Origin of the sequence: Pseudoduganella chitinolytica (assembly GCF_029028125.1) — a bacterium.
Classification (GTDB): domain Bacteria; phylum Pseudomonadota; class Gammaproteobacteria; order Burkholderiales; family Burkholderiaceae_D; genus Rugamonas; species Rugamonas chitinolytica.
The window spans coordinates 6,058,269-6,070,701 of the sequence record NZ_CP119083.1 but is presented as its reverse complement, the minus strand read 5'-3'; the positions used below and the strand labels follow the sequence as shown (position 1 = coordinate 6,070,701).

The following is a 12,433-nucleotide window of genomic DNA, read 5'->3' as shown; positions in this document are numbered from 1 at the left end:
CGCGACTATGCAGTGGACGACTAAGCGCCCGGGCGCGCGGCCAGTGCGGCGGTCATCGCGTCCTGCAGCTGCGACAGCACCAGGTGCGCCGTCGCCACATTGGTGGCGCAGGCCACGTTGTGCACGTCGCAGGCGCGCACCAGCGCGTTGATGTCCGGCTCGTGCGGCTGCGGCGTCATCGGGTCGCGCAGGAAGATGACGGCATCGATCTGCCCTTCCACCAGCAGCGCGCCGATCTGCAGGTCGCCGCCGAACGGCCCGCTGTGCTTGCGCTCGACGGGCAGTCCCAGTTCGGTGACGAGCCTTCCGCCCGTCGTGCCGGTGGCCGTCAGCGTGCACTGGCGCAGGAACGCGGCATACTCGCCGGCCAGCGCGATCATGTCGTCTTTCTTCTTGTCGTGGGCGATCAGGGCAATGCGCGGGATCATCGTGGTCTCTCTCTCTTCCAAGGGGTCAAGCGGACTTCTTCACTTTCGACAGCAGCCAGATCCCGGCCAGCACCAGCGCCGTGCCGGCCAGCTGCCACGCCGTCACCGGCTCGGCCAGGAGGACGGCCCCAAGGAACAGCGTGGACACGGGACCGACCATGCCGGCCTGCGAGGCGATGCCGGCACCGACGCGCTGCACGGCGATCATCGTCATGAAGACGGGGGCCACGGTACACAGCAGGCCGTTCACCAGCGACAGCCAGTACACCGGCGCCGGCTGGACCAGCATGCCCACGGGGCGCAGCAGGAAGAACTGCGCCAGGCAGGCCGCGCTCGACACGCACATGGCGTAGGCGACCAGGCGCAGGGCGCCGATGCGGCGCACCATTTCGCCGGAAGCGAGCAGGTAGATCGCATACGCGGCGGCGGAGCCCAGCACCAGCAGGGAACCCAGGACGACGTTGCCGCCGCCCTGCAGGTCGTGCAGGAATACCAGCACGATGCCGGCATAGGCCAGCGCGAGGGCCAGCCATTGCAGGCGGCCGATGTGCTGCTTGAGCACCGTGGCGGAAATCAGCAGCACGAAGGTGGGCGTCAGGAACAGGATCAGCCGCTCCAGGCCGACCGTGATGTACTGCAGGCCGAGGAAGTCGAGGAAGCTCGAAAGGTAGTAGCCGATCAGGCCCATGCCGACGAGGCGCCAGCGGTCGCTCCACGACAGGGGCGGCCCGGCGCGCATCTGCCAGATGGCCACTACCGCGAATACGGGCAGCGAAAACAGCATGCGGAACGCGATCAGCGTGACCGCGTCGATGTGGTAGCGGTACAGCAGCTTGGCGACGACGGCCTTGGTCGAGAACAGCACGGCGCCGACGATGGCCAGCGCCAGGCCGCCGGCCGCCCCGGCTTGCATGGCGGCCGCGCGAGAGTCCGTTATGCTTTTGGTCATCCGGCCATTGTACGGCCAAACGTGCAACGGTGCAGGCCGTCGCCCGCATCAGGTGACGGTAACGGCGACGGTACCCGCCGTCACCGTGACGACCGTCTCGCGCGCGATCGCGCTGGCCGGGGCACCGGCACCGACCAGGCGGTTGACCTGGCGCATGCGTGCCGTCAGGCTGGCCGGCGTCACGGTCACCAGCGTATAGCCCTGCGCGTCCGTGTTCACGTGGCGCAGCCATGGATTGCTGTTCAGCGCCGACAGATGGCCCGCCAGGGTCAGCAAGGTGCCGCCGAAATCGGTGCTGCCGGCCAGGCCCTCCAGGACAGCCGCCGTGGTCGCATCGAGCCGCGCTTCCGGCACGCCCTTCGCTGCCAGCGCGCCGCGCAACTGCACGCGGATCTGCTCCAGCAGCGCGGCCGTCGTCGGTGCCGCCTTGCCCAGCGTGTAGTCGAGCAGGTTGACGCTGACCGCCACGTTGCCTACGTCCGGCACGGGGATCGTTACGGGGTACGAGACGATGGTGGCCAGGTCGCCCAGCCCCGCCGCCGCGTCGCGCAGGTAGGTGAAGAACGATTCCGAGCTGGCGCCCGCCGTCACCAGGTCGACCAGTACGGGCTTGCCGCCCCCGGCGGCGTCGAAGTCGTCGCTGACGGTGCCGGCGAAGAAGGCGTGGATGTCGCCCGTCAGCGCGACGACATTGTTGATGCGGTTGTCCGCCAGGTGCCGCACCAGCGCCTTGCGCTCGGCGTTGTAGCCGTCCCACTGGTCGCAGTTGAGCAGGAAGCGGCGGAAATACGGTGCCAGCGCGGCGGCCTTGCCGCTGGCCGTCACGAAGGACGACTCCACCTTCTTCGCCCGCACGTCCGGCTTGACGTAGCCGAACGCGATCGCGTGCGCGGCAATCGCCGCCGAGGCAGAGGGGCCGCCGCTGGCGGACAGCGCGCCCATGTAGGCGCTGGCCGCCAGCGTCCCCTGCGCCTGGGTCAGGCCGGCCGCGACGGCCGCGGCAACCTGCTGGGCGGTGGGACCATCGGCCGCGACGACGGTGGCGATGGCTTGCGCGCCCGCCTGCGCGGCAACGGCGGTGGCGCCGGCCGTGCTGGCGGCCACGATCGCCGCCGCCATCGGCACATTGCCGGCCGTCGCCTGCGCGGTGCTGCCGATGGACGCGGCCAGCACGGGCACGGCCTGCAGCGCCAGCAAGGTGGCGATGGCATCCGTGCCGGACAGGCCCATGCGCAGCAGCGACACCTCGTTGCCCCACAGTTTCCATGTCGTGCGCGCTTCGGCCATGGCCTGCTGCCACCAGCCGCGCTGGGTCGCGCCCAGCATGCTGACCGGGGCCAGCGGGTCGCTGCCGGCGGCCGCCATCTTCTGCGCCTCGGCACGCTCGTACAGGTCCTGCGGCACCAGGTAGCGGCTGCCGATGCGGCCCACCTGTGCGGACTCGGGGATCACGTGGTCGGCGCGGTACAGGCGCTGGTCCGTCATTACCAGCCGGGCCAGCGTGCCGAAATCGAACTGGCGGTAGATGCGGATATTGTCGAAGCCCGGCTGCGCCGCATCGAACGTGACGTCCGCCGGCATGAACTCGAACCAGGCCTGGCTGGCGTCGCGCCGGCGCTGCGTCTGGCGCAAGCCGCTGCCGCCGGCCAGGCTGGCGTCGTAGGTCTGGGCATCCTGCCAGCAGTCGTCCGAGAACTCATGGTCGTCCCAGATCGCGATGAACGCGAAGCGCTCGTGCACGGCCTGCAGGCGGCGGTCGCCGCGGTACTTCTTGTACAGGTAGCGGTAGTCCGCCAGCGTGGTGGCGTAGCGGGCCGTGCCGCCGGCACCGGTCGGCGTGCCGTCCGGCAGGCGCAGCGCGTCGTGGCGCGTCTCCACCTGGCCCTGCTGGAAGTCCTCGCCCACCGTTTCGTACACGTAGTCGCCCAGGTGCAGGACGAAGTCGAGATTGTCCTCCGTGGCCACGTGCTCCAGCGCGCCCCAGTGGTTGACGCTCCAGTCCTGGCACGTCAGCGTCGCGAAGCGCAGTTGCTCGACGGCGCCGCCGCTGGCTGCCGCGGTACGGAATCGTCCCACGTTCGAGCGCACGTCTCCGGCCACGAACTGGTAATAGTAGGTCTGGCCCGGCTGCAGGCCCGTGAGCTTGTGGCGCACCGTGTTGTCGTACTGGGCGCGCAGCGGCAGGCGCTGGTCGGCCACCGGAGTTCCTGCCAGTGCGGCATTGCCGCCCAGCAGGCGGGCATGGTCACCGGTGGCGACGATCAGCTGCACCGTCACGTCGTTGCCGGCGGGCGCCGCTGCGGCCGGATCGATGCCGGCCGGCACGACGCGCGTCCACAAGACGATGCTGTCCGGACGGGGATCGCCGGAGGCGACGCTTTGCGGAAAAGTCCAGGCGGCACCGGTGGCCGGTGGCAGGCCGGCATCGACCGGATCGTCGTCGCTGCTGCCGCAACCGGCCAGCCCGGCCGTGGCGGCCGATACCGTAAGGAAACCACCCAGCCTCAGAAATTGCCGCCTGTCCATATTCATGTCTCCGCCGTTGTAAATTTACAAAAATTTACAAAATCATAGCAGCCGGCGGCAAGCCCGCAAATGCCTGTGAAATGAAGCTGTTGCGTGAAGTACACCGCCGACACACGGTTGAAAAGGGGTTCGACAACTCTGCCTTTTCGGCGTAGGCTGTTCATTACAAAAATGCTATTTAACTTATAAGGATGACATCATGGCAGACTCCCCTAACCTGATCGGCGGAACGATCAACAACGACACGCTGCCGGGAACGCTCGGCAACGATGCGATTTACGGCCAGGGCGGCGCGGACATTCTTCTGGGCAATGCCGGCGACGACATGCTGTTCAGCGGCGTCATCTACACGCCTACCGGCAACCTGCCCGACCTGATCGGCGACCGCCTGGAAGGAGGCGGCGGCAACGATTCGCTGACCGGCGGCAGCGGTAATGACGTACTGATCGGTGGCAGCGGCAGCAACAAGCTCGACGGCGGTGGCGGCATCGACACGGCCATCTTCAGCGGCACCCGCGGCGAATACACGGTAGCGCTGAAAGCCGGCACGATCGGCGTCACGTCCAGCGCCGGCGGTGCCGACACGCTGACGAACGTCGAGCGCGTCCAGTATTCCGATACCTCCGTCGCCTACGACATCGACGGCAGCGCGGGCAAGATGTTCCGCCTGTACCAGGCGGCCCTGAACCGCGTGCCGGACAAGGAAGGCCTGGGCTGGTGGATCGACGCCGCCGACCGTGGCACCGACTGGGAGAACATGGCGGCCGGCTTCACCCACAGCGCGGAGTGGGCCAAGCTGTACGGCGCCGAATCCTCGAACGACACGTTCCTCACCAACCTGTACAAGAACGCCCTGCACCGCGCGCCGGACGCGGAAGGGTTCGCATTCTGGAAACAGGCGCTGGAAGGCGGCGTGACACGCGAGCACTTGCTGGTGCAATTCGCGGAAAGTCCGGAGAACCAGGCGCAGGTGATCGGCAGTATCCAGAACGGTATCGAATACATTCCGTTCCACTGACGTCGCAGGCGCTCTTCCGGCCCGCGGACGGGCAATCGGCAGGGGGCGGTATGTTAGAATACCGCCCTCGATTGCACACCGTCTAAGGAAGAGTCAACATGGCTGGACACAGCAAATGGGCCAACATCAAGCATAAAAAGGCTGCAACGGACGCGAAACGCGGCAAGATCTGGACGCGCCTGATCAAGGAGATCACGGTTGCCGCGCGCATGGGAGGCGGCGACATCAATACCAATCCGCGCCTGCGCCTGGCGGTGGACAAGGCGGCCGACGCCAACATGCCCAAGGATAACGTCCAGCGCGCGATCACGCGCGGCACCGGCGGCGACGAGGGTACCAACTACGAAGAAGTCCGCTACGAAGGCTACGGCATCGGCGGCGCCGCGATCATCGTCGACTGCATGACCGACAACCGCGTGCGCACGGTCGCCGAGGTGCGGCACGCCTTCAGCAAATACGGTGGCAATATGGGCACGGAGAACTCCGTGTCGTTCATGTTCAAGCATTGCGGCCAGTTCCTGTTCGCCCCCGGTACCGATGAAGCCAAGCTGATGGATGCCGCGCTGGAAGCGGGCGCCGAAGACGTCGTGACCGACGAGGAAGGCGGCTTCGAAGTACTGTGCGCGCCGAACGACTTCGCCGCCGTCAAGGATGCGCTGGAGAAGGCGGGCTTCAAGGCCGAAGTGGCCGAGATCATCATGAAGCCGGCCACGGAGACGGTGTTCACGGGCGAAGAAGCAATCAAGATGCAAAAGCTGCTGGACGCGCTGGAAAACCTGGACGACACGCAGGAGGTCTACACCAACGCCGTGATCGAAGAATAAGATCCGGCACCACCTCGTGACACGGCGGCCCGCGGGCCGCCTTTTCCGCTCCTGGCGCCTGTGCCCTCCGGCCAGCCCAGAAGCCTTTTCAAGATGGCATGACCAAGCCGCTTCGGCCACCCTGCTCCGGCCGCCCTGCTCTGGCCATCTTGAAGAAGCTTCCCCGAATCCTCAAACTTGAACGAACGGTCCCTATGAAAATCCTGGTAGTCGGCTCCGGCGGCCGCGAGCACGCGCTGGCTTGGAAATTGGCGCAATCGGAACGAGTGCAGATGGTGTTCGTCGCCCCCGGCAACGGTGGCACGGCGCGCGACCAGCGCTTGCAGAACGTCGCGATCGGCGACCTGCACGAGCTGGCCGACTTCGTCGTGCGCGAGCACGTCGCGTTCACGGTAGTGGGACCGGAAGTGCCGCTGGCGGCCGGTATCGTCAACCTGTTCCGCGCGCGCGGCCTGAAGGTCTTCGGCCCCACCAAGGAGGCGGCGCAGCTGGAATCGTCGAAGGATTTCGCCAAGGCGTTCATGAAGCGCCACGGCATCCCGACGGCCGAATACGAGACGTTCAGCGATGCGGGCCAGGCCCACGCCTACGTCGATGCGAAGGGCGCACCGATCGTCATCAAGGCCGACGGCCTGGCGGCTGGCAAGGGCGTCGTCGTGGCGGCCACGCTGGAGGAAGCGCATGCGGCGGTCGACCACATGCTGTCCGATAACGCGTTCGGCGACGCGGGCGCCCGCATCGTCATCGAGGAATTCCTGGCCGGCGAGGAAGCATCGTTCATCGTCATGTGCGACGGCAGGAACGTGCTGCCGCTGGCGACGAGCCAGGACCACAAGCGCCTGCTGGACCAGGACCAGGGCCCCAACACGGGCGGCATGGGCGCTTACTCGCCGGCGGCCATCGTGACGCCGGCGATGCACGCGCGCGTGATGCGCGAGATCATCAACCCGACGATCCAGGGCATGGCGAAGGACGGCATCCCGTTCTCCGGCTTCCTGTACGCCGGCCTGATGATCGACGCGGCCGGCAATCCGAAGACGCTGGAGTTCAACTGCCGCATGGGCGATCCGGAAACGCAGCCGATCATGGCGCGCCTGAAGACGGACCTCGTCCACGTGATGGAACACGCCGTCAACGGTACGCTCGACACCGTGGGCCTGGAATGGGACCGCCGCACCGCCGTGGGGGTCGTGCTGGCCGCCGCCGGCTACCCGGACAACCCCGTCAAGGGCGCTGTCATCGACGGCATCCCGGCCGAGACGCCGGAGGCGGTGACGTTCCATGCCGGTACCGTCGACGCGGGCGGCCAGCTGGTCACCAGCGGCGGGCGCGTACTGTGCGTCGTCGGCCTGGGCGATTCGGTCAAGATGGCGCAGAAGCAGGCCTACGAGACGGTCGAGAAGATCCACTTCGACGGCATGCAGTACCGCCGCGATATCGGCTGGCGCGGCCTGAAGCATTGATGACGTATTAAACACCGACACCGGGGACAGGCACCTTTCTGCGCGTCTGCGACGCGCAGAAAGGTGCCTGTCCCCATGGGTTTCCCTGAACAGACCACACCATGTCCCAACCCGATCCAGCCCAAGTCAAAGCCTACCTGCTCGGCCTGCAGGAGCGCATCGTCGCCGCCCTCGAACAGGCGGACGGCAATGCGTTCCTGCGCGACGCATGGGAACGGCCCGAAGGTGGCGGCGGTATTTCGCGCCTGATCGAGGAAGGGGCCGTGCTGGAACGGGGCGGCTGCAATTTCTCCCACGTGACGGGCGCGCAGCTGCCGCCATCGGCCGCGGCGCACCGTCCCGGCGTCGGCGGACGGGCGTGGGAAGCGATGGGTGTGTCGCTGGTGCTGCATCCGCGTAATCCGTACGTGCCGACGGTGCACATGAACGTGCGCTTCTTCAGCACGAGCGCCGAGGACGGCACGCCGGTATGGTGGTTCGGCGGCGGCATGGACCTGACGCCGTACTACGGCAATCTCGACGACGCGCGCCACTTCCACCGGACGTGCCGCGATGCGCTGGCGCCGTTCGGCGCCGACCTGCATGCGCGCTTCAAGCAGTGGTGCGACGAGTACTTCTACCTGAAGCACCGCAAGGAAGCGCGCGGCGTGGGCGGTATTTTCTTCGACGACTTCAACGAGCTGCCGTTCGACGACAGCTTCGCGATGACGCAAAGCGTGGGCGACGCTTTCCTGGCTGCCTACCTGCCGATCCTGCAGGCGCGCAAGGACCAGCCGTACGGCGAACGGGAACGCGATTTCCAGGCCTACCGGCGCGGCCGCTACGTGGAGTTCAACCTCGTGTTCGACCGCGGCACGTTGTTCGGCCTGCAGTCGGGCGGGCGCACGGAAGCCATCCTGATGTCGATGCCGCCGGTCGTCAAATGGCGTTACGACTGGCATCCGCCCGAAGGCACGCCGGAAGCGGCGTTGTATGCGCAGTTCCTGCCGCATCGCGACTGGCTGGCGGAGTGAGCGGCTGCATTGCGCTGCTGGGCGGCAGTTTCGATCCCGTCCACAACGGCCACGTGGCCCTGGGCCGCCGCTTCGTCGAGCTGCTGGGCGCGACGGAGCTGCGCGTGATCCCGACCGTGCCATGGCAGAAAGCCGCACTGGTGGCGTCGCCGGCCCAGCGGGCCGACATGGCGGAACTGGCGTTTACCGGCCTGCCCTGCCGGGTCGTGATCGACCGCCAGGAAATCGAACGGGGCAAGGCCACGTACACGGTCGAGACGCTGCGCGCGCTGCGTGCGGCGCTGGGCGACGACGTGGCGCTGTGCTTCCTGATGGGCGCCGACCAGCTGCAGCGCCTCGACACGTGGCATGCGTGGCGCGACCTGTTTTCCCTGGCTCATCTGTGTGTGGCGGCCCGCCCCGGCTTCGCACTGGATGGGCCGGATATTCCACCCGAGGTGGCCAACGAATTTGCGGCGCGACTGTGCGCGCCGCAACAACTGTGCTTGCAGCCGGCCGGACGCACCTGCGTGGCGCCCGACCTGGCCGTGGACGTCTCGTCCACCCGCATCCGCGCTGCGCTGCAGGGCGGACATGAGGCAGACTCGCCGATTCCGCGGGTAGTGCTAGACTATATCGAACAACATCATCTCTATAAGAAGTAAAGAACTGAATGGACATCAAAAAACTGCAAACCCTCGTCGTGGACGCCCTGGAAGACGTGAAGGGCCAGGACATCGTCGTGTTCGACACGACGGGCCTCACGAGCCTGTTCGACCGCATCGCCATTGCTTCCGGCACCTCCAACCGCCAGACCCGTGCGCTGGCCGCGTCCGTGCGTGACAAGGTCAAGGAAGCGGGCGGCGACGTCGTCGGCCTGGAAGGCGAAGACACCGGCGAATGGGTGCTGGTCGACCTGGGCGACATGATCGTCCACATCATGCAGGCGCCGATCCGCGCCTACTACCGCCTGGAGGAAATCTGGGGCGAGAAACCCGTCAAGCTGGGCGCCGCCAAGCGCAAGTCGACCGCCGAAGGCAAGGCCGCCGACGAGGCCGAGGCAGCACCGAAGAAGAAGTCGGGCCACCTCGCCGCCGCCAAGGCCGAGAAGGCTGCCGAGCCGGTCGTCGAGAAGAAGGCTCCGGCCCGCAAGCCCGGCACCGTGAAGGCTGCCGCCGCTGCCGGCGCCGTGGCGAAGAAGGCTGCCGCGAAGAAGGCCGCACCGAAGGTCGAGGCGCCGGAAGGCAAGAAGGTCAAGGTCGCCGCATCGAAGTCGGCCACGGCATCGGCCAAGGCCGCCAAGGAAGCGAAGGCGAAGGAAGCGGCCAAGGCACCGGCCAAGACCGTCATCAAGCGCATCAAGAAGCCGGCCGCGGAAGAGTAATCCCGCATGCAGCTGATCATCGCTGCCGTCGGCCACAAGATGCCGGCATGGATCGAGACGGGCTTTGCCGAGTACGTCAAGCGCATGCCGCCGGAGCTGCGCATCGTGCTCAAGGAGCTCAAGCCCGTCGAGCGTTCCGGCAGCAAGACCGCCGCGACGGCCATGGCGCTGGAACGCGAGCGCATCGAGGCGGCCCTGCCGAAATCGGTGCGCATCATCGCGCTCGACGAGCGGGGCAAGGACCTGACCAGCGTCGGCCTGTCGCAACAGCTCGAGCAATGGCAGCAGGACGGGCGCGACACGGCCTTCCTGATCGGCGGGGCGGACGGCCTCGATCCGGGCCTGAAGGCAAAAGCCGAGGGCCTGATCCGCATCTCCAGCATGACCTTGCCTCACGGCATGGTGCGGGTGATGCTGGCCGAGCAGCTGTACCGCGCCTACACGATCACGCAGAACCATCCCTACCACCGCGTATAGATGAGACCCACGGGGACAGCCTCCGATTCTTAATTGGGGACAGCCTCCGATTCTTCGGCGACATTGCCGGGCAATCGGAGGCTGTCCCCAATTTCTGGAGGCTGTCCCCAATTTCTTGAAATCGGAGGCTGTCCCCAATTTGGTCCCCGGTTTATTTGTGGTCCAGCTGCTCCTGTCCTCCCCTGTCGCTCGCCCGGCATAGCTGGTATCGTTTCGATATCCTGCGATTAACCAAAATAACGACACAACAAGAACGATGAAACCGGTCGAACGAAAAATCTACCTTGCTTCGAAGAGCCCACGGCGGCGCGAGCTGTTGCGCCAGATCGGCGTCGATTTCGAACTGCTGCTGCTGCGCAGCGAAGGCCCGCGCGGCGCCGACGTCACGGAAGAGGTCAACGCCGACGAGCCCGCGTTCGACTACGTGACGCGGGTGGCCAATGAGAAGGCCGGCTTCGCGTTCGAGCTCGTGCGCCGGCGCCACCTGAAGCCGCGTCCGATCCTGTCGGCCGACACCACCGTCGCCGTCGATGGCCAGATCCTGGGCAAGCCGACGGGCAAGGAAGAGGCGGAGGCGATGCTGCACCAGCTGTCCGGCCGCACGCACCAGGTGCTGACCTCCGTTGCGGTCCGTACCTACGATTTCGAGGGCAGCGTCACGCAAGTGTCCGACGTGCGCTTCGCCAAGCTGACGCCGGCCGCGATCCAGGCGTACTGCGCGACGACGGAACCGTACGACAAGGCCGGCGGCTATGGCATCCAGGGCCTGGCCTCGATCTTCATCGAGCGCATCGAAGGCAGCCACTCGGGCATCATGGGCCTGCCGCTGTTCGAAACGGCCGACCTGCTGCGCCAGGCCGGCCTGAAGCTGCCATGAACGAAGACATCCTCATCAACATCACGCCGCAGGAGACGCGCGTCGCGCTGGTGCTGCAGGGCGCAGTGCAGGAGCTGCACATCGAGCGCACGCTGACGCGCGGGCTGGCCGGCAACGTCTACTCCGGCAAGGTGGTGCGCGTGCTGCCCGGCATGCAGTCGGCCTTTATCGACATCGGCCTGGAACGCGCCGCGTTCCTGCACGTGGCCGACATCTGGGAAGCGCGGCCGCACGACGGCCAGAACGCGGTGCCCACGCCGATCGAGAAGCTGCTGTTCGACGGCCAGGTGCTGACGGTGCAGGTCATCAAGGACCCCATCGGCACGAAGGGCGCGCGTCTGTCCACGCAGATTTCCATCGCCGGGCGCATGCTGGTGTACCTGCCGCAGGACTCGCACATCGGCATCTCGCAGAAGATCGAGAAGGAAGCCGAGCGCGAAGCCCTGCGCGCGCGCATGCAGGGCCTGCTGCCGAAGGAAGAGAAAGGCGGCTACATCGTGCGCACGCAGGCGGAAGATGCCAGCGACACCGACCTGCAGGCCGACATCGAATACCTGCGCAAGACATGGGCCGCCATCACGCACGGCGCCCGCACGCGCCCACCCACCAGCCTGCTGCACCAGGACCTGAGCCTGGCCCAGCGCGTGCTGCGCGACTTCGTGCACGACGAGACCGCGACGATCCAGGTCGACTCGCGCGAGAACTTCCTCAGCCTGACGGAGTTCGGCAAGGTCTACACGCCCAGCGTGCTGCCCCGGCTGCAGCACTACACGGGCGAGCGCCCGCTGTTCGACCTGTACGGCGTGGAGGAAGAGATCCAGCGCGCGCTGGGCCGCCGCGTCGACTTGAAATCGGGCGGCTACCTGATCGTCGACCAGACCGAGGCGATGACGACGATCGACGTCAACACGGGCGGCTACGTGGGCGGACGCAATTTCGCCGACACGATCTTCAAGACCAACCTGGAGGCGGCGCATGCGATCGCGCGCCAGCTGCGCCTGCGCAACCTGGGCGGCATCATCATCCTCGACTTCATCGACATGGAGAACGCCGAGCACCGCGGCAACGTGCTGGCGGAACTGAAGAAGGCGCTGGCGCGCGACCGCACCAAGGTCTCCGTCAGCGGCTTCTCGGCGCTGGGCCTCGTCGAGATGACGCGCAAGCGCACCCGCGAATCGCTGGCGCACATCCTGTGCGAGCCCTGCCCCGCCTGTGCCGGCAAGGGGCAAGTAAAAACCTCGCGCACGGTCTGCTACGAGATCCTGCGTGAACTGCTGCGCGAAGCCAAGCAGTTCAACCCGCGCGAATTCCGCATCCTCGCCTCGCAGGAAGTGGTGGACCTGTTCCTGGAAGAGGAATCGCAGCACCTGGCGATGCTGGGCGACTTCATCGGCAAGAAGATTTCGCTGCAAGTGGAGAACTCGTACCACCAGGAGCACTACGACGTGATCCTGATGTGAAGCGACGCTGCCGTTGACGTCGTGGTCAACGGCCT

12 protein-coding genes are annotated in these 12,433 nt (G+C 66.7%); 9 read left to right on the top strand and 3 right to left on the bottom strand.

Annotation, left to right across the window (positions count from 1 at the left end; all coding sequences use genetic code 11):
• Positions 1-20 precede the first annotated feature (20 nt).
• The 3 genes from PX653_RS26910 to PX653_RS26900 are packed head-to-tail and all read right to left on the bottom strand — an operon-like array spanning position 21 to position 3,903.
• Positions 21-428, bottom strand: coding sequence for a methylglyoxal synthase (locus PX653_RS26910; RefSeq protein WP_277415694.1), 408 nt, complete (start codon positions 426-428; stop codon positions 21-23).
• A 25-nt stretch (positions 429-453) separates the two neighbouring features.
• On the bottom strand, positions 454-1,377 hold the full coding sequence (locus PX653_RS26905) for a DMT family transporter (protein ID WP_277415693.1): 924 nt from the start codon (positions 1,375-1,377) through the stop codon (positions 454-456).
• A 48-nt stretch (positions 1,378-1,425) separates the two neighbouring features.
• On the bottom strand, positions 1,426-3,903 hold the full coding sequence (locus PX653_RS26900) for an alkaline phosphatase D family protein (protein ID WP_277415692.1): 2,478 nt from the start codon (positions 3,901-3,903) through the stop codon (positions 1,426-1,428).
• 199 nt (positions 3,904-4,102) lie between these two features.
• On the opposite strand from PX653_RS26900, the gene PX653_RS26895 reads away from it, so the two are divergent.
• From PX653_RS26895 to rng, 9 genes are all read left to right on the top strand, one after another.
• Positions 4,103-4,921: a DUF4214 domain-containing protein gene (locus PX653_RS26895; RefSeq protein ID WP_277415691.1), complete on the top strand. Its 819-nt coding sequence runs from the start codon at positions 4,103-4,105 to the stop codon at positions 4,919-4,921.
• A gap of 98 nt (positions 4,922-5,019) precedes the next feature.
• Positions 5,020-5,745, top strand: a complete 726-nt coding sequence (locus PX653_RS26890; protein WP_277415690.1) for a YebC/PmpR family DNA-binding transcriptional regulator — start codon at positions 5,020-5,022, stop codon at positions 5,743-5,745.
• A gap of 194 nt (positions 5,746-5,939) precedes the next feature.
• On the top strand, positions 5,940-7,208 hold the full coding sequence (purD, locus tag PX653_RS26885) for a phosphoribosylamine--glycine ligase (protein WP_277415689.1): 1,269 nt from the start codon (positions 5,940-5,942) through the stop codon (positions 7,206-7,208).
• Positions 7,209-7,309: 101 nt separating this feature from the next.
• Positions 7,310-8,221, top strand: a complete 912-nt coding sequence (hemF, locus tag PX653_RS26880; RefSeq protein ID WP_277415688.1) for an oxygen-dependent coproporphyrinogen oxidase — start codon at positions 7,310-7,312, stop codon at positions 8,219-8,221.
• Complete coding sequence (locus tag PX653_RS26875; protein WP_277415687.1) at positions 8,218-8,865, top strand: nicotinate-nucleotide adenylyltransferase; 648 nt, start codon at positions 8,218-8,220, stop codon at positions 8,863-8,865. Before hemF ends, PX653_RS26875 begins: the two co-directional genes overlap by 4 nt.
• Before the next feature lie 8 nt (positions 8,866-8,873).
• Positions 8,874-9,584 carry a ribosome silencing factor gene (rsfS, locus tag PX653_RS26870; RefSeq protein ID WP_277415686.1) on the top strand — a complete coding sequence of 237 codons (711 nt, stop codon included), beginning with the start codon at positions 8,874-8,876 and terminating at the stop codon, positions 9,582-9,584.
• A gap of 6 nt (positions 9,585-9,590) precedes the next feature.
• Complete coding sequence (gene rlmH / locus PX653_RS26865) at positions 9,591-10,061, top strand: 23S rRNA (pseudouridine(1915)-N(3))-methyltransferase RlmH (protein ID WP_277415685.1); 471 nt, start codon at positions 9,591-9,593, stop codon at positions 10,059-10,061.
• Positions 10,062-10,317: 256 nt separating this feature from the next.
• On the top strand, positions 10,318-10,938 hold the full coding sequence (locus PX653_RS26860) for a Maf family protein (protein ID WP_277415684.1): 621 nt from the start codon (positions 10,318-10,320) through the stop codon (positions 10,936-10,938).
• The gene (gene rng / locus PX653_RS26855) at positions 10,935-12,398 is read left to right on the top strand and encodes a ribonuclease G (RefSeq protein ID WP_277415683.1); all 1,464 of its coding nucleotides are present in this window, start codon (positions 10,935-10,937) and stop codon (positions 12,396-12,398) included. Before PX653_RS26860 ends, rng begins: the two co-directional genes overlap by 4 nt.
• The last annotated feature ends 35 nt before the right edge of the window (positions 12,399-12,433 follow it).